12 protein-coding genes, 3 pseudogenes and 1 riboswitch are annotated in these 17,648 nt (G+C 42.6%); of the genes and pseudogenes, 2 read left to right on the top strand and 13 right to left on the bottom strand.

Annotation, left to right across the window (positions count from 1 at the left end; all coding sequences use genetic code 11):
- The 4 genes and pseudogenes from E1963_RS23330 to E1963_RS03730 all read right to left on the bottom strand — a co-directional run.
- A pseudogene (locus tag E1963_RS23330) lies at positions 1-814 on the bottom strand (YodL domain-containing protein); the annotation flags it as partial.
- Between the two features lie 1,538 nt (positions 815-2,352).
- Positions 2,353-3,213 carry an IS3 family transposase gene (locus E1963_RS03735; RefSeq protein ID WP_243117549.1) on the bottom strand — a complete coding sequence of 287 codons (861 nt, stop codon included), beginning with the start codon at positions 3,211-3,213 and terminating at the stop codon, positions 2,353-2,355.
- Between the two features lie 8 nt (positions 3,214-3,221).
- Positions 3,222-3,500: a transposase gene (locus E1963_RS20385; protein WP_243117548.1), complete on the bottom strand. Its 279-nt coding sequence runs from the start codon at positions 3,498-3,500 to the stop codon at positions 3,222-3,224.
- Between the two features lie 53 nt (positions 3,501-3,553).
- A riboswitch (FMN riboswitch) is annotated at positions 3,554-3,671 on the bottom strand.
- A gap of 26 nt (positions 3,672-3,697) precedes the next feature.
- Complete coding sequence (locus E1963_RS03730; RefSeq protein WP_132275425.1) at positions 3,698-5,065, bottom strand: MATE family efflux transporter; 1,368 nt, start codon at positions 5,063-5,065, stop codon at positions 3,698-3,700.
- A gap of 582 nt (positions 5,066-5,647) precedes the next feature.
- Here E1963_RS03730 and E1963_RS03725 point away from each other — a divergent pair.
- Both E1963_RS03725 and E1963_RS03720 read left to right on the top strand, forming a co-directional pair.
- Positions 5,648-6,559: a DUF2268 domain-containing putative Zn-dependent protease gene (locus E1963_RS03725; RefSeq protein WP_132275421.1), complete on the top strand. Its 912-nt coding sequence runs from the start codon at positions 5,648-5,650 to the stop codon at positions 6,557-6,559.
- Positions 6,552-7,325, top strand: a complete 774-nt coding sequence (locus E1963_RS03720; protein ID WP_132275418.1) for a MerR family transcriptional regulator — start codon at positions 6,552-6,554, stop codon at positions 7,323-7,325. Before E1963_RS03725 ends, E1963_RS03720 begins: the two co-directional genes overlap by 8 nt.
- 106 nt (positions 7,326-7,431) lie before the next feature.
- Here E1963_RS03720 and E1963_RS03715 read toward each other — a convergent pair whose 3' ends face one another.
- The 9 genes and pseudogenes from E1963_RS03715 to E1963_RS03675 form a co-directional block, all read right to left on the bottom strand.
- Positions 7,432-7,971 carry a winged helix-turn-helix domain-containing protein gene (locus E1963_RS03715; RefSeq protein WP_330570673.1) on the bottom strand — a complete coding sequence of 180 codons (540 nt, stop codon included), beginning with the start codon at positions 7,969-7,971 and terminating at the stop codon, positions 7,432-7,434.
- 95 nt (positions 7,972-8,066) lie between these two features.
- Positions 8,067-8,573: pseudogene (locus E1963_RS03710) on the bottom strand (AraC family transcriptional regulator); the annotation flags it as partial.
- 280 nt (positions 8,574-8,853) lie between these two features.
- Complete coding sequence (locus tag E1963_RS03705; protein ID WP_201271993.1) at positions 8,854-10,014, bottom strand: MFS transporter; 1,161 nt, start codon at positions 10,012-10,014, stop codon at positions 8,854-8,856.
- Positions 10,007-12,574 carry a PEP/pyruvate-binding domain-containing protein gene (locus tag E1963_RS03700; RefSeq protein WP_132275412.1) on the bottom strand — a complete coding sequence of 856 codons (2,568 nt, stop codon included), beginning with the start codon at positions 12,572-12,574 and terminating at the stop codon, positions 10,007-10,009. Before E1963_RS03700 ends, E1963_RS03705 begins: the two co-directional genes overlap by 8 nt.
- Positions 12,571-13,182, bottom strand: a complete 612-nt coding sequence (locus E1963_RS03695; RefSeq protein WP_016295742.1) for a TetR/AcrR family transcriptional regulator — start codon at positions 13,180-13,182, stop codon at positions 12,571-12,573. The genes E1963_RS03700 and E1963_RS03695 overlap by 4 nt, the downstream gene beginning before the upstream one ends.
- Before the next feature lie 143 nt (positions 13,183-13,325).
- Positions 13,326-13,526, bottom strand: a pseudogene (locus tag E1963_RS03690) (conjugal transfer protein); the annotation flags it as partial.
- Between the two features lie 3 nt (positions 13,527-13,529).
- Positions 13,530-14,171 (bottom strand): TetR/AcrR family transcriptional regulator, encoded by a 642-nt coding sequence (locus E1963_RS03685; protein WP_132275409.1) that lies wholly within the window; start codon positions 14,169-14,171, stop codon positions 13,530-13,532.
- Between the two features lie 342 nt (positions 14,172-14,513).
- Complete coding sequence (locus E1963_RS03680) at positions 14,514-16,232, bottom strand: hypothetical protein (protein WP_132275406.1); 1,719 nt, start codon at positions 16,230-16,232, stop codon at positions 14,514-14,516.
- A 9-nt stretch (positions 16,233-16,241) separates the two neighbouring features.
- The gene (locus E1963_RS03675; protein WP_132275403.1) at positions 16,242-17,648 is read right to left on the bottom strand and encodes an autotransporter outer membrane beta-barrel domain-containing protein; all 1,407 of its coding nucleotides are present in this window, start codon (positions 17,646-17,648) and stop codon (positions 16,242-16,244) included.

The following is a 17,648-nucleotide window of genomic DNA, read 5'->3' as shown; positions in this document are numbered from 1 at the left end:
TCATACCTCCAAATCGTGATTTTTTGTTTTGGCTGTCTTTTTCTGCGCTGCCCGTTCCTTTTCGGCTTTGAGCTGCGCCCGGATGGATAGACGGTTTCTTTTCGGGCGGTGTGCCGCCTTGCTCTTTCTCTGCCTTGATTGCGTTTGCATAGTCGATTAGGGAAATCGGCTCGCCCGCCTTTGCTTTCTGTTCTAGTTCTGCGACAGTAGGGGTCTGCGGGGTGTTGTTGATAAGCCCGTCAAAATTGTTGTCGTTCTGCTCCACAATGTCCTCAATGGTCTTTAAGGGGTTTGCCTTTTCCGGCTGCTCGGCGGCAATGGCAAACGCCCTTGTGCCGTTTCCCATAATCAGATATTTCCCGTCCTCGGATTGATAATGTAAGCCATATCCGGTGGCTTCCATTTGCTCGCGGGTCATGTCCGTTACATAGAAAGTCCCTCGCGGTGTTCGGATTGTTTCGCCTGTTCCCAGTTCGTTGGGGGTAAGCTGCTTTTGCTGTTCCTGTAAAAACTCCGGCACTTCCTTATAACCGAAGCTGTCTACATAATGGGCTGTGTTCTCCCCGTTCTGATGAAGCACCACAATATCGGAAACGGAAAGGCTGTGTCCCTTAAAGTCCTGTGGGTGGTCGATATTGAAACGGGTAAAAATATCTTCAAGGGAAGTTCCCGCAGAGAGGGACGCGGTATAGACAAGCTCATAATTTGCCCGGTCTATGGTGTGTCCCGTCGCCTGTAAGCGGTCGTAAGGCTCAAAGCGCAAGTCCCGCGCCCGTTCCTCATGGACTAACTGGTAAATCCCGAACGTGTCCTCTTTCCCGTAAAGCAAGAGGGCTTCTTTCTCCGGCTCGCTTTCCCTTAGTTCCTGTTTCATGGCGTTGTACTCATAAAAGGCTTCCCATGCTTCCTTTTCCACGCCGAAGATACCGCCATTTGCTGCGTGTTCCTGTAAATCGGAATGGTCGGTTACGGTTCCCTCGGTGCCGTCCTCATAGATACGGAAAATCTCTATATCCTGTGAGAACAGTTTTTCAGCGGCTTCCTGCCGCAGAGGAAGCATACCGTCCCATGAATAGCCGTAGTCCTGCATTTCTTTCCGGCTAATGGTATCGTCCGGGGCGGGGATTTCCTTTGTCGGCTCTTTTTCTTCCGGCTGTGCCTGTGCGTGTTCTTTCTGCTCTTTGATATGCGCCCGCTGTAAATCCGTCGGTTTCTCCCCGGTAAGGGGCGCAATGGCTTTGACATAGTTTGCGGCAAAATAGGCGTTGTCGTTTAACTGCCTTTGCCATGCTCCGGCTTTGGGCGACCAACGGAAGCCGTTGCCCTTTAATTCCTCTCGTACCTCTGCATCCGGCTTTTCCTCAAAGAAGATTTGCAGACGGTTATCCTGTGTATTGGCTTCCACCTTGCCGCCCGCAAATTCCCAACCCACATAGCCGGTTTCCTTTTGACGGGAAAGGGATTTGATACGTTCTTTCACGCGCCGGATTTCCGCATTGTTGTTGGATAACGCCCATGTGGGATAGGGCTTGTCCTCATAGTGCCAACTGCTCGACATTTCCGCTTTCATCTTTTCGATACCCTCCGGCGATAAATGGGGGCAGCCGTCAAGGGTCTTATGCTTGCGATAATAGGCGTTTACCGCTTTCATGGTTTCCTGCGACTTCTCCAAGCCCGCAAGTTTCTTTTCCAGTTTTTCTATGGCGTTCGGGTTGTCTGCGCTGATACCGCCCATGCCGGTACTGCGGATTTTATCAAGCAAGCCTTGTATTTCCTGCCATTCCCGGTAGTTGGTATCGCGGGCAGCGTTCTGCTTTTCTTTCTTGTGTACAGGAAAATTGGAACCACCCGCAATGAGGATAGAGGGATCGCGCGCGTCAATCGCATAGCCCTTGTTCATGTTTGTCGCCAGTTTCCGGGCGTAAGTATCAAGCAGACTGTCTATTTTTTCGTGATACATAGGGTCTACCCGCGCTTTTTGACGCTCGGCAAGCTGTACGGCTTCATCAACGTACTGCCTGTATTCAGCCGTTGCGCTGCCTTGCCTGTAATCGGAATAGCTGTTCATTTCTTTTGCTCTGCGGGCGGCAGCTTCATTGATAGTGTAATAGGTGGCTGTGGTCTGTGGTGTTTCCTGCGGGGCAGCTTCCGGCGTTTCTGCGGTTTCTTCCTGTACCGCCTGTTCTTCCTTTGGGGCTTCCGGCTGTTCCTGTGGCTCTGCTTCGGGCTGTTCGGATTGCTTTGTAAGCTGTCCGTCCTTGTAGGAATAACCCTGTGTGGACCTATGTCAATACATTGGACACAAAAAGTTGAACTTTGCTCTCCCTGCATAACTGAAAGGAGAATAGTGTCTTAAGCTGCTAGAGCCTCATCTTCAACCTGTTGTGGTGTCTTGTAATCAAGAGCACTATGACGCCTTTTTCGGTTGTAGAATGACTCTATATATTCAAAGAGAGCATTTTTTGCCTCCTCAAATGTATGGTAAGTAGTTGTATATATTTCTTCCTTCTTTAATACAGAGTGGAAGGATTCTATACAAGCATTATCATAGGGATTGCCCTTTCGACTAAAGGAATGATGCATCCCTTGTTCTTGTAAGTATTTTTCAAATTCATCACTAGTGTATTGGCTGCCCAAATCACTATGTAAGATTATTCCGTTTGTATCAGGAATGTTTATACAAGCGTTCTTAACAGCCTGCGTAGCAAGTTCTGCGGTTATATTTTTACTATATGACCAGCCTATTATTTTACGGTCATATAAATCCATAACAGAGGCTAGATATGTCCAGCCTTCGTTTACTACGTGAATATATGTTATATCCGTAACAAGCTTTTTAAATACCGTATCAGCCACAAAATCACGATTAAGGATATTTTCCTTATCGTCAGGAACAGAGCCCTGATTCTTTTGATACTGATATTTTTTTACAACAATGCTTTTAATATCGAGTTTTTTCATATGACGCTGAACTCTTTTAACGGAGCATGTAATGTTCCTGTCATTAAGTTCTCTTTGAATTTTAATGGCACCATATCTCTTTTTAAATTCGGTGTACACAGAGAACACAGCATTGCTGAATTCAGCGTATTCCTGCTCTCTTTTGGATGGTACATGATTAAGTGCTGCATAATAAGTGCTACGTGGGAACTTAAGTGCAGAGCAGAGTTGTTTAATAGTATATTTACTAGCATTAGCTTGAATAAAGGACACGTATTCAGCTATTGATTTTTTGTGAATATGGCAGTAGCTTTTTTTAATATTTCATTTTCAATTTCAAGCTCTTTCATCTTTTTTTGAAGAGCCTTATATTCCTTTAATGAAATAGTCTCTGTCTCAGATACTGCAACAGGTGCAAGATTCTTAATCCAGGTAGAAACAGTGCCTTTTGGAATGCCATATTCGTTACTTAATTCAGTTACGCCTTTGCCAGCTTTGCAATGCAGATCAACAATCTGCTGCTTAAATTCTGGTGTGTAAGATTTTTGATTCTTTGCCATTTTTTGAACTCCTTTTTGATAAGTATAAGTTGTTCAACATTTCGTGTCCATAGTTATATCCTAACACCAATCCAGACTATACTGTTGGTTTTGGAATTTCACCAAATCGTGCGATTAACGCTTGCGGACTTTACCGCCAATCGGGAATTACACCCTGCCCCGAAGACACATCTATTCAGTTTGGGATATTATATCCGTTAATTGTGATTCTTCCGAATAAGCGTTTTCCGTTCCCAGCCTTTACTTCTAAAATAAAATAGCCCCAAAATGGCCGGCAGGACCGGTGAAAGAGCTTGTCCATAATAAACGCCCGGAAATCCCATATTGAGCGTAAAGGCAAAAAACCAGCTCACCGGCAAACGTACAATCACCGCATCCAGTAAAGCGTTGAACATGGCGATATTTGCTGCGCCCGCTCCGATGGCAAAGGAATCTAACGTATACATGACAGCATAGATCAGACTATTGACGCCACAGCAGATCCGCAGATAATAAATACCGTCATTCACAGCTTCAGGGCTGATGTTTCCAAAAAGCAAAATAAGTTGTCGTGCGAAAATTTGTACGCCAATTACGACACCGAGCGTTACCGCAGCATTCATCACTAAACTTACTTTTACCACCTTTCGGGCGCGCTCGATTTGTCCAGCCCCCATACACTGGCCTACCATTGCCGTTACTGCCTGCCCAATCGCCCAGCAGGGCATACCGGCAAAGGTGTTGATTTGCAAACCTACATTAGATGCAGCAGACACGGCAGTACCGAACTGATTGAGCATACCTGCCACAAGCAGATAGGCGGTATTGACTACGACCATCTGGATTGCTGTGGGCAGACCGACTTTCACAATGGCGGCCAGCTTATCCCATTGGATCGTAAACTTTCTGTGATTTTTCATAGAGAATAATATCTTACGTCGCTTCAAATAGAATAAAGAAATCACAAAAGAAATTCCTTGCGCGGTGATCGTCGCGTAAGCCGCTCCTGCTGTTCCCATTTCCAAAGGCCCCACCAAGATAATGTCTAAAGCAACATTGATGATGGTAGCAATCCCTACAAAATAGAGTGGAGATTTTGAATCCCCCAGTCCCTTTAACACAGAGCAGACCGCATTATATCCAAAGACGAACACAGTTCCACAACAAATAATTTTCATATAGTCGCAGGCGTCTTGATATGCGTCTGCGGGGACGTTTAACATCTTGAAAAGTGGCTGATAGGTTGCCAAGCTAACAATCGTTACGAGCAAGGAAGATACCAGCGAGAGCAAGGCCAGCATTTGAAAGGACTCCGCCTGGCCCTTTTTATCGTTTGCCCCCTTGTATTGAGCAATCAGCACGGCTCCGCCCATCGTCATCCCAATACAAATTGAATTGATGATATAGCACAATTTAGAAGCGTTGCCAATGGCCGCAAGGCCCGTATCACCCACAACCTGACCGACCACCAGCATGTCCACCACATTGTAAAAGGATTGCAGGACATTTGCTAAAAGTAATGGGATGGCGAAAAGGGCCAGCTTTTTAGGTACGCTTCCGGTTAGCAGGTTTTGTTCTTCAGTCATATTTATTTTCCTCTCCAAAATAATAGAGGGCACACGGTCTTGTGTGCCCTCTGTGTAATCATGATAAACCAAACAATCACAAAAGGCCACAAACAAAACATTGTCTGCGGCCTAAACAGTTAATTCTATCGTTGAACTGATAAAATGGTATAAAAACCAAAGACAGTTTCTTTCTGCCTTGGCCTTTCCGCTTTATAGATCAACTTTCCGAAAAGGCTCCGCACAATGTTTCGTGGTATAATCTTGTGTGGAGCCGAAATCAATACAAAACTTTCCGAACAACATCGTGCTCACCCTTTCTTATGATACTAGTTTTATTATAAGCATATACAGAGTGCTTGTCAACAGGAGGGGAATCTCAATGGCAAACGCTCCGAAGATTGCTCATATGGTTGCTTACCGCTTTGCGTTTCTGCGTTAATGCACCCCTCCTTTCATACAGACCGCTTTCATTCAGCTTTTCCATAAAGAAGTACGGAAATTCGCATATCATATGACTGTGGAAAAGCAAAAAATGCTTGACTTTCACGTTACGTCATAGTGTATGATGTAAAAAAGAAAATCAGAAAGGATAATCTGCTTATGAAAATTACTGCTATCCGTTCAGACGGCGTTTACTCAAAAATTATGGGTGCGCCGCAGGAAAAGAAAAACGATATCTACCGCTACGAGCTGATGATGTCGTTTCAGAAAAAATGGGACTGCTACGGTATCCCGATGAAAGCAGCTACGCCAAATGGCTATGACATTATCATGGCAAGTAAAATGCTCGGCCTGATGGAGCCGACTAAGATTGACAACTCCCAGCAAGAGAATATCAAGCTGATTTCTGATGAAACTCTTTGGACTGCCTGTGAAGAATCCATAACACGAGCTTTGAAAGGCTTTGAAGAACTTGGTGTGGAATTGCCCGTACAGGAATATGTGTTCAGTATTCTTTTGGCAAATCCCGAAAGCCCCTACATTACTATGAACGAGGGTTATTGTGGGGACGGTGGCATTCCCGGCTTCATTATGGCATGGCTCACGCCTAATGAATACACGATAGGCCGTCTGCCTGTTGCCCTTGCCCACGAGGTAAATCACAATGTCCGCTTTCAATTTATCAAATGGAAAAACGATATTACGCTTGGTGAAATGATGGTCAGCGAGGGGCTGGCAGAAAACTACGCCACGCATTTATTTGGAGCGGACAAAGCCGGCCCGTGGGTAACAAAAACGGACATGGAAACCTTGAATGAATATATCAAGCCCATTATCCGTGAGGGGCTTAGTGTGCAGGGGTTGGAAAATCTGAACGCATACCTATACGGTGATGAAATGGCTGCTCTACAAGGCTATCCGCCTGTCGGTCTGCCCTATTGTGCGGGCTATGCGTGCGGCTATCATTTAGTAAAACACTATTTGAAAAAGACAGGAAAGAGCATCGTTGAAGCAACCCTGCTGCCAGCAAGCGAGATTTTGGAAACAGTGGAGGACTTTTGGGATGAATAAGCAACCAATGACTGTACATGAGGTTGTTGATCTCACGGGAATAACCGCAAGAACACTTCACTATTACGATCAGATAGGACTTTTTAAGCCCTCTATCGTGACCGAAGCAAAGTACCGCCTATATACAGAAAGTGACCTGTGCCGTTTGCAGGAAATATTGTTTTTCCGAGAAGTTGGCTTTTCCCTAAAAGAAATCAAGCAGCTTTTGGCTTCCCCCGATTATAACCGTGAGGAAGTGTTGAAAAAACACATTTGTATTCTTGAAGCACAACGGGATCGTATCAATGCACTTATTAAACTTGTAGAAGCTGAAATAAGAGGGGACAGCACCCTTTCCTTTGAGGCTTTCTCTAATTCAAAAATTGCTCGGTTGCAAACGCAATTTAGAGAAGAAATGATAGAGCGTTGGGGCGATACGGACAGCTTCCGGGAATACGAGGAAAATTTCTCTACACAGGCGAGAAAACTTCAAAATGAACAGTTGGACGCCTTTTATTCCTTTGCACAGGAGCTTTTTGAAAGGCTGGCTTTATATGAGGATTGCTCTCCAGGCTGTACGGAAGTGCAGCAAATCGTACAGGAGTGGCAGCAGTACATCTCCGAACACTTCTATAACTGCGATAAACAAAGGCTGATTAATTTAGGAAATCTCTATGTCACCGATAAGCGGTTTTCTAATTTCATAAATCGTAATGGCAGCGGAGATTTAGCCGCGTTTTTGAATGAGGCGATTTCCATATTTTGCAATAACCCGAACGCCATCTGACGGAGCAATCTTCAAAACAAAAACAATAAAAAATGGGATCTGTTCTCTGGAAAAGGAGCATAAACGGAACAAGACCACAAGGGAAGTAAAATCCCTGTGGTCTTTGTTATGATACTTCAAATTTATAACCGACACCGACAATATTTTTGATGTATTCCAGACCATCCGGTGTTCTCTTCAATTTCTTCCGCAGATTGCTCATATGGTTGCTTACCGCTTTGCGTGAGTAAAAGGCATCATCCTCGTTCCAGACCAGCTCCATGATCAGCTCGTAAGTGAACACCCGCTGGGGATGCGTGATCAGCAGGGCAAGAATATCAAATTCTTTCGCCGTCAGATCTACCACTTGTCCATCCACCCGTACCAGCCGCTGCTCCAGGCAAAAGTATAAGTCCCCCATATGAATTTCTGTGAAGATACCTTCAGTCTCTGGCTGCAGCCCGTAAGCTTTGGAGCGGATACACAGGTTATCAGCTGAACCGCCATTCTGCTTTTCTTTGCTAAGAAGATATTTTACTAACTCTTGCTGCTGCCTTGCATCCAACAGCATAAGCAGCTTCTCTCCGATTTTATCTCCCGGCTCGGATATTTCCAGTACAGCTAATTTCCCAAGGGTATCACCTCCGTTTCCTTTACAGCCCTCCATCCTTCAGCAGTCTATGATAAACTATAAATATGACATCGTTCTGTCATATTTCATATCTTTTTTGCGCAATGAAGCCTTGCCCGGGCTTTATGCCCCTACCCTTTTCGCACTGGCCTTATATACTTAAAAAACTGTTCCGGATCATAAAAAAAGTACATGACTCTTCCCGGTGAAGTATCAAGGCAGCATCCAGCTTCTTCATAATCAAACTCGGCCATCGCTTTTTCTATCTTTTCCTCTACACTACAGTTTTCCTGCTCGTAGTTTAATGGACCATGCTCAAAAACAATATACTCAGATTCCGGAACATCCACCATAGACATTTGAGACGGTACATCTCCCGTATAATCTGAAGGAAGCCGCACTCCCCAACATTCCGCACGGTGGATCCCCCAATCGCAAAGCCTGCCGTTTGGATCGTTTATATACGCCATAATCTGTCCGCTGGCACAGTTGACTTCACTTCCGCCGGCATCGTCTAATTTTCCCTTGATACTGTCCAGCAGCCCGCAGATGGTTTCATAGTCCTGCCCCGGAATCAGATTCTGTTTCCGCCAGAAATCCCAATATCCATTACTCTCATAATTTTTAATGCAGAAAAAATTACAAACAATATTTATAGTATCTAAAAACCATTTCTCGTCTGGTTTTTGTTCTGGCATATTTCTCGATTACAAATAGGACATAGAATCCATTGATAATTTTCCATAGTATTGTTACCTCCTTATGTATCAAAACTGTTGAATTGGAATTTATCATAATGAATTAAGGATATTATAGGTTTAAGTAGTAGCAAGACTTTAATAAAGCAGAAAAGCCTCCATTGAATTTCTATACCAGATTAGTTACTGTGTATAACCTCCATATAAACGTCCTCTTCCATCATTTGTTCTTTTGATTTTTTATCCAGATATAGCAGATAACCACTCCGATTAAGGCTATCCCTCCCGTGGTTATATATGGTAATTCAATATTGCTTTCATACAGATACCCAGTTAATAAAGGAGCAATAACTTTGCTAAGATTTCCGGCGGTACTGGCAAATCCCATCAGTGTTCCTTTATGCTGATTGTCAGTTTTTGAAAGGGTTGCGTTTAATGTGGGTACTGTAATAGCAGAAGATACCGCAAATAAGCCAAAAACCACCAACACACTAACAAACCCAGTTGTCAATACCATGGCAAACGCTACTAAGGCTTTGCAAAACATACCTATCAGTATTAGTCGCTTCTCACCAATTTTTTTTGCTAAAGGACCAGTCAAAAAACCTTGTACTACAATCAAAATGCCTGCTAGAGCCATCCAAATAACACCAACTTGCTTAGTGGAAAATCCAAACTTATCTACGACATACAGCCCCGTAATTCCTTGCAAGCCTGTTTGACAGAAATTCACGACGAAAATAAGTATCAAAACCATTCCTGCTGAGCCAAAAATTATACTTTTCAGGTCTGAAAAATCAAAGGGTTTTCTTTTTTCCGTCTGTCCTGAACGCTCAATTGACTCTGGCAAAAGTGTTAGAATTAGCAGAAAGGCAATAAATGAAATGCCAGCTCCTGTAAAAAATGGGAGCGCAAGCGAATAGCCTGCAAGAATGCCTCCCAATAATGGTCCCATCATTACGCCAACGCTCATTGAAGCTCCAAGTTGACTCATATTCTTGCTTCTTTCTTCCTCCGAGCTGGAATCTCCAACATATGCCAAAGATGCAACGGACGTAGCAGATGACAATATACCCGATAAACTGCGAGCTATAAATAGTGTCCAAAAGGATGAAGCCAAACCGAACAGGAACAGACTGATGGAATATCCTATAATACCAATGCTGATAATCGGCTTTCTACCAATTCGGTCAGACAGTGCACCCCAAAAAGGTGCGCATACTGTTTGTGCCAGAGCATATACGGCAGTGAGCCATCCAAGCTCACGACCGCCGGCACCTAGATTTTCCATGTAAAATGGCATGACCGGAAGAATTAAGCTATATCCTAACGCAATCACCAAAGTAGCAAGCTTTAAAGCGAAAATAGGCTTTTTATTCATCAATCGTCACCGTCCCCTCCGAGCCGTCCACCGTTATCATTTGTCCATTTTTAATACTTCTCGTGGCTGTGTGTGTCGCCATGACAGCGGGGATACCATATTCACGGGCAACAATGCTTGAATGGCTAAGAGGGCCGCCAATGTCTGTTACAATCGCACTTGCGGAGGCAAACAACTGCGTCCATGCAGGAGTTGTGGTAACGGCGATCAGGATACTTCCCGGCTGGAATTTATCAAAATCTGCCGGGCTGTTCAGTACACAGGCGGGAGCCGTAACAACGCCTGTGCTGGTTCCTATGCCCGTCAATACAATTTTCCCATCTTTCTGTATTTGAGTTGCATGTGATACGGCTTTTTTGTTTTTTTCCGGCAACTGGGAAGGCGACACATAACCTCGGAATGTATCATGCTCCGCTTGTCGAGCAGGGATTGCCTCACTCAGATTAGATAGGGGTATATTTTTATCAAGCTGTGTTATGAGCGTTTCCAATTCTGTTTTTGTGAGCCAGTAAATATCGTCCAGATGTGAAATAGCTCCGCCAGTTAAGAGACGTTCAGAAATTTCTTGTAACATGCGGCGAATCAGCGGATGCCCCATCCCCATCAAATAAATAGCGTTTTCACGCATGGGGGCAGTATTTTGTGCCCAATGGAGCAGTTTCAAAAATAGCTTTTTACGGTGGCCGCCTATCTGTTGCAAAATCTCGTTTTCGGCTTGTTTCCTGCGCTTTTCAAATGCGATTTGGCGCGAATACGGATTTTCCCCTTTTTCCTCCAAGAATGCTTTTATGGATTCAAAGGTTGGCGTAAGTATCTCCTGTGGTGTGGCATATGCAAAATCAAATTCATAAGCAGTACAGCCAAACTCTTTGAAATAGGCATTAATTCGGCTTTTCCACTCTATCCACACCTCCTGCGAAACTTCCGCAGGCAAAATGGAGGACTTGAAATCTTCTGCTATCTTTGTTGCAGGATTGCTTTTCAGATAGAAGCCTAAAGTGTTATTTTGCTTTGCCCATTCCGAAAGATCCCACAGGTTCTTTTCCGATTGCAGCGCAATCGTATCAAACCCAAGCAAGAGAACGGAAGTGTCTGTTATACCAGCACGGCGGGCCGCTCCCTGAAAAAATTTTGTAAATAATGTTTCGCTGATAGAGGCGGCTGGCAATGTAAGCTGAATCCTCGTGAAATAAATACACGCTCCATAAAACACAGTCTGAATCCCCTCCATTATTTGATGAGCATTCAGCATATGCATGGGCTTTTCTTCCCATTGTTTAATCACATCCTCAAATTCTTTTCGTGCTGTTTCCCAGCGTGCAACACTGTTCGTGAGCGCACGGCGTAAAGATCGGGGTGAAAGGGATTTGACAGCAATCAAAAGAGGCTTTGAATTAGCGGAAAGATAAACATATCCGTTAATTATCGTATATGCTCCGTTTTCTGGCAGTAACTTTTTCGCACTTTTACCAAACATATCTATCCATAAAAGCGCCGACGCGCGGTTGACTATTTCAAGTCCAAGTGTGGCGAATAAGGGCGTAACAGGATTTGGCAAGTGTTCCGCCAGACTGCCTTTTGTATATATAACATCCTTTTCCGGTAACGTCCATTCCGGCGGCAGGACAGTAATGGGGCGGGCCTGAACAATATACAACTTATCTTTTTCCAGTGCCCACTCTACATCCATAGGCATTTCATAATACTTCTCAATTTTTTTCCCAAGCTGTGTCAATCGCATAACTTGATTGCGAGTAAGAGCATGTTTTTTCCTCAACTGTTCAGGAGTTGGGATTTCTTCTGTTCCATCTGAGGTGCGGACTGTCATAATCTCTTTGTTTGCTGCTTCATACGATACAATTCGTTCAGCATTTTTATCTACAACGATTGTATCAGGGGTGACTAAGCTAGAAACCACCGATTCGCCAAGTCCCCACGCGGCGTTAACAATCATTTCGCTACGTCTGCCATTGATAGGGTTTAGCGTAAACATAACGCCGGACGCATCGGAAAACGCAAGCTTTTGTACTACAACAGCAAGTGCAACAATTTCCTGCTTTATACCATTCTTCACGCGGTAAGCAATAGCGCGAGCTGTCCATAGGGAAACCCAGCACCTCTTTACAGCGTCAAGAACTTCATTCTCACCTTGTATGTTAAGATAGGTTTCCTGCTGGCCTGCAAAAGAAGCGTCGGGCAAATCCTCGGCGGTTGCAGAGGAACGGACAGCCACTGCTATATTTCCCAATCCGGCATATGCGGTTTTAATTGCATCTGATACTTCCTGCGGCATTTCTCCATTATGGAAAAGCATCCCTATCTGCGTAGATACATTTTCAAGCTGGCTGGTATTGTTAGAGTCAATACCGTCCAGCAACTTATTAATATGAGGCTGAATATGGTTCTTTTCAACAAAAATCTTGTATGAAGCAGTCGTAACATGAAAGCCCTCCGGCACAGGGATACCCGCTGTCAAAAGTTTTGATAAAGACATACCTTTTCCGCCGACCATTTCAAGGGTTGCCTGTTTATGCAACAAGGGTAGAGTATAATAAATCATAATAATTCACCTCCATCTTTCATAATTCCGTGTAGAAATATATCCATTGTTTCATCAAGCATTTTCTCCGGACTGGCTGATGGTCGGGATGTGTAAATGATTGATATAATGGAGTTAATTAACAAACGCGCCACTAAATCGGCATCCGTCTTACGGAAGACGCCTGATTCCACTCCATTTTCAATTACAGATTTTATAATATCCTGATATGTGTAACGCGCAGTTTTCAGCCGCTTTCGATAATCTTCTTCTAAATAGTCAGATTCTGTATTTAACCACATCAGCACCGTTCGATACTGCTTTGGTACTCCAAGATGATTCAGCATGATTTTTCTAAGACACTGTTCCGGCGAGGATTCATCGGCAATAATCCTATGAACCTTTTTAATTGTTTCTTCTATTTCTTTCTCAACTGCATATACAACAATCTCGTCTTTCGTTTTGAAAAAATCATACAGACTGGACTTTCCCATGTTTGCTAAAATCGCAATTTCCCTCATTGATGTTTTTTGGAATCCATTTTTCTCTATGAGCTGCAAAGCAACACTGATTATTTCTTCTCGGCGCTCTTCTTGTTGTTCTGGTGTAAGCATAATTCCTTTTGGCATATTATGATACCTCCTCATAGCGACCATCGGTCGTTTCTTGTTTCGCTTTTATTATATAGCGACCGATGGTCGCTTGTCAAGGCTAATTTTTTATACAAAAAGTAAAGCGTACAAATCTTATAAGAAATGCACGCTTTAAATTATTATTTCACAATTTTCCAGTTACTATCCTTATGTAGCACAAGTTCAAACTGCGATACCTGCGTCGCCTTTGTCTGGTTATCAAGGAATTTCACAGCAACTTTGACTTTCACATTGTCTCCGTCCTTTGTAAAGATAGGGTTTACCAATTCAGAATAAAGGTAGTCCCTGCCGATAGGTTCAAGTACATTTCCCGATACGTATGACTACGAATGGATTTCATTTTTGTTTTCCCTTTCCTTTGTGTGAGATTCTATAAAGAAATCAATATGCTTTATTAGCCGTTTTTCAATATCCCCATAAGATTCATTTTCATCCGATATATTGATAAGTAAAAAAATCGGGGAGAAAAATTCTATTGCAAGTTGGTATGGATCATTCTCCTTTAACACACCACATCTAATCATCTCACGAAAAATATCTTTTAAATAAAGAACAGGCCCACGTACAAGGCTATCCTGATACAACTTGTTTAATTCTGGATTACGATACTGCTCTAATGTGAGCATCTTACGATAATCAGCGGCAAATTCATCTGAAGTCCAAAACCGGTATTGTGAAACGGCAAAATTTTTTAGATTTTCCAATCCGATTTTCTCATATTGTTCCGGTGTACAATCAAACACATTTTCTGGCACACCATATTTTCGTGCTATTTCATGATTCGATTGTGACATACGCGCGACAATACTGTTGAAAATATCCTTCTTGTTTTCATAGTGCTTATACAGCGCCCCTTTCGTGATTCCCAATTTTTCTGCTATTTTACTGACGGAAACTGCCTCATATCCGTCTTTTGCAAATAATTGCAATGCAACGGCTAATATTTTTTCCTTCGTATTAGTCATTCTATGTACCTCCTACAATGTAAACAATCGTTTACTCGCCTCTTTGATATATAGTAAACGGTCGTTTACTTGTCAAGAGTATTTTTACGGGTCAATCTATGCAAAGCAGACTGGCTCATTTCGTCTGGTGGCTGACCCGTCTTGATATAATTGAAAAATAAAATTTATAAACAGTCTATCCATCATTTTTCAGATATACTTCAAGTAAGTCGGCTAACTCTTTTTCATCAAATAATCGTCAAGAAAGCAGGCCGGACAAATCTGCATTTTATCCATTTTCTTCAGCATCGTTTCATTAGAAAAGCGGTGCGGGATCATACCCACACACCGCTGTACTTTAGATTATTTCTCCCATTTTCTGCGATAAGTTTTCTTTTTCATCACCAGAAGCGTTGTAAGAAGACCAACTAAAGAAACTGCCAGCAAGGAAATCCAGAGTGTTACATTACTGTTATCTCCCGTCTGTGGATTGCCACCGCTCGGCTTGCTGGGATTGTCCGTCTGCGAACTGCCTCCGCTCGGCTTGCTGGGATTGCCCGTCTGCGAACTGCCTCCGTCCGGCTTGCTGGAATTGTCCGTGTTTCCGCCGAGTGCGGGGATCTCTACAGCCGCTTTCTTGTAATGACAAACAGCGCATTCCTCATGCTTGCTTCCCTTTTGGGCAACGGTAGCTTCTTTGTCAACAATCCACTTAAATAAATGTTCTGCTATATCTGCTCTTTCATCACAGTCATTGCAATCATGCCAATGATTTGTTTCATCAGAAGACCATTCCTCTTTGTAGTCATGTCCTTTTACAGGGAGCTTATCGGCTTCGACAGCAATTTCTTGTTCAGCTTTTTCCAATGCTTTTCGTAAAAGGTCTTCAATATTTCCTTCATTTAATAATGTATTAGCAAGTCCAGTTTTCTTTTCTTCAAGAAGTTTATATAATGTATCTATACTTTCATCTGTGTAGTTTTTATCTTGAAGAAGTTGTGCAACAAAATCTTCTAATTTTTTCTGTGTATCTTCATATGCAGTATATGTTGTATCATCAACTAAAAAGACGACATCACTTCCCGTACTGATTGCTTTAGCGTTTGTACTTGTAGTTTCCTGCAATGAAATTGGTATATTTGTTATAGCACCTTTTGCTTGATATACATCAAATGAAGTACCATTGGTTGTATCTTCTGATGGATTTTCAAGAGTAACATTAGCAGCAATCGTTAATTTTCCTTTGTTGACAATCGCATGATATTCTTGTTCACTTTCGTCTTTATTGCTGTTTTCTGCTCTTGCAGCACTGACAATTTTGCCGCCACCAACAGTATCAATAATATTTAGACTTGCACCTGCTTCTACAGTGATGCCAATACGCTCGGTGACGTCTCCCGACATGGCTGCTGGTCCCGGTTCTTTATCTGCAATTATATCTTGAATGTCCATTTGGGGAAATACAGCCGTTCTTCCATTCATCGTTGAAGCAGTGATAGTATGCCCGTTAAGATCAAGAGTGATATTCTTATCCTTTGGTACTGTAAAGTTAGAGGATACTTCATAAGTAACTGTTACTGTACCATTCTTGCATAACTCACTTCCAACATGGCCATTCAATGATACATCGTTATAATCACCGTTGAGTATGATTGTATCGCCATCTTCAGCATACATAAACGCCTCATCTAAAGTTGCAAATACTATCCAATCCCAAAATTCAGGCAATCTTTGGCTTTTAATTTTGACAACGGCTTGACCATGCATACTGGTCACTATTTCGCCGCCCTGTGTATCATAGTGAGTTTCCTTTGCCGCTTCAAATCCCTCTCTGACATCAGGAGTTGTCCACCATGAACTATGCTTCCTTTCCCCCGACGGAACAACAACAAATTTGCAAAAATAAGTCGTTCCGTTTAGCGTCAGGCTTTTCCCGGGATAATTGCCGTTGGAATCTGTCCATTCTGTTTGCAAGTCTGCTAAACTTATTTCAGCGGCAAATGCAACATTGGAGAAAGATAAACCAAGTATAAAACATAAAGTCACTATTAAACACATTGTTTTTCTAAATCTTCTCACCATGTCTCACTCCTATTTTATAAGAATAACCGTATATCCAATGGTACTATCTCCAATGACCATGCAATTATTTGCGGTATACCCATTGTCTTGGGGATTAAATTCATATGTTCCACCAGTTATAAAACCTCTCAATGAAGTCATAAATCCATTCGTTCCTTTATTAAATGAACCACCCTCAAAAGATACGTTTGGGTCAAATCCCTTTATACTTGTGTAGAAACCATACTTCGTACCATCAAAATCACCATCTTTCACAGTTACGTTGAAATTTCCTTGAGCGCCGCCATTGGCAGTTGTTTTAATATACAAACCTGTTCTGGTGCCTGCAAAACGTCCGCCATTGATATTTACTTCAATCTTTTTGGCATTTGTTTCTTCGGAAGTGATTTTTAATCCATCCTTTGTTCCCGTAAAATTACCATTATCAATGTTTACAATACCATTTTTTACAAATAACGAAGCGGCTTCTGGTGATAGTGATGTAAATGTACCATTCTTAATGTTCAATGTACCATAACTTGCCCAGTAAATACCTACATAAGACCAGTTACCATTTGCATTAGTACATTTATATGTTCCGCCATCAATCGTAACATTCATGCTTGAGTCACTTTGAGCAGCGCTTGTAGAAATTGGGTTTCCACCAGTCAATACATTCATATTTGTGAGGTTTGCTTGTGCTGAATTTAGCAATCCTATACCATAATCATTAGAGTTTACATTAACACCATTGGCATCTAACTGACCATTGTATGCAACAACAATTGCAATTGACTGACCACTAGTGGAAGTTGCATTAACTGTCAGATTATCTGAAAGTACTGCTTTTCCTGCTGATATTACAATTGTTGCATCATTTGTAGATGATCCGTTATAAGTAACTGTACCATTTTGAATAGATACATTTGCATCTGCATTACTAATTCTGATCTGGCCGTTTAATGTTTTTCCATTTAAGTCCAATGTAAACTGCTTATTTGATGAGACTTCCACATTACCAGCAATATTGCCCGCAAGTGTAACAGTTCCACCATTTTCAATATTATTGATAGCTCTAATCAGCTCGTCAGACGTAGTGACTCCACTTTCTGATAAAGTTTCCACTTGTTCTTCAACAGCTTCTTCTGTAGCTGTTTCTTCCGTTGTATCAGAAGGTTCTAATTTATTTTCTTCTGTTGCCGTTGTATTTTCTGCCTCTGTTGCTTCTGTCAGCTCTGCAACAGGTTCCGTTTTGGGTTCTGCAATGGCGCACTCTCCTTCATGCCCATCCTCCAGCGTGCAGCCTTCGGTCACAGTGCATCGCTCCGCTGGTGTGCTCTTGGTTTCTTCTGCAAAGGCCACAGTGGGGAGCATACTCAGCAACATAGCGGCCGACAACAAAATGACCAACAGTCTGCTCTTTATTGTTTGTTTCAT

Source organism: Extibacter muris, from assembly GCF_004345005.1.
Classification (GTDB): domain Bacteria; phylum Bacillota; class Clostridia; order Lachnospirales; family Lachnospiraceae; genus Extibacter; species Extibacter muris.
The sequence above is the reverse complement of the archived record's forward strand: the minus strand, read 5'-3'. Positions and strand labels throughout refer to the sequence as shown.

Bases quoted from the DNA above. Each gene is read 5' to 3' on its own strand.
- E1963_RS20385 (WP_243117548.1), bottom strand. From the start codon at position 3,500: ATGGCAAAGAATCAAAAATCTTACACACCAGAATTTAAGCAGCAGATT.
- E1963_RS03730 (WP_132275425.1), bottom strand. From the start codon at position 5,065: ATGACTGAAGAACAAAACCTGCTAACCGGAAGCGTACCTAAAAAGCTG.
- E1963_RS03725 (WP_132275421.1), top strand. From the start codon at position 5,648: ATGAAAATTACTGCTATCCGTTCAGACGGCGTTTACTCAAAAATTATG.
- E1963_RS03720 (WP_132275418.1), top strand. From the start codon at position 6,552: ATGAATAAGCAACCAATGACTGTACATGAGGTTGTTGATCTCACGGGA.
- E1963_RS03715 (WP_330570673.1), bottom strand. From the start codon at position 7,971: ATGGAGGGCTGTAAAGGAAACGGAGGTGATACCCTTGGGAAATTAGCT.
- E1963_RS03705 (WP_201271993.1), bottom strand. From the start codon at position 10,014: ATGAATAAAAAGCCTATTTTCGCTTTAAAGCTTGCTACTTTGGTGATT.
- E1963_RS03700 (WP_132275412.1), bottom strand. From the start codon at position 12,574: ATGATTTATTATACTCTACCCTTGTTGCATAAACAGGCAACCCTTGAA.
- E1963_RS03695 (WP_016295742.1), bottom strand. From the start codon at position 13,182: ATGCCAAAAGGAATTATGCTTACACCAGAACAACAAGAAGAGCGCCGA.
- E1963_RS03685 (WP_132275409.1), bottom strand. From the start codon at position 14,171: ATGACTAATACGAAGGAAAAAATATTAGCCGTTGCATTGCAATTATTT.
- E1963_RS03680 (WP_132275406.1), bottom strand. From the start codon at position 16,232: ATGGTGAGAAGATTTAGAAAAACAATGTGTTTAATAGTGACTTTATGT.
- E1963_RS03675 (WP_132275403.1), bottom strand. From the start codon at position 17,648: ATGAAACAAACAATAAAGAGCAGACTGTTGGTCATTTTGTTGTCGGCC.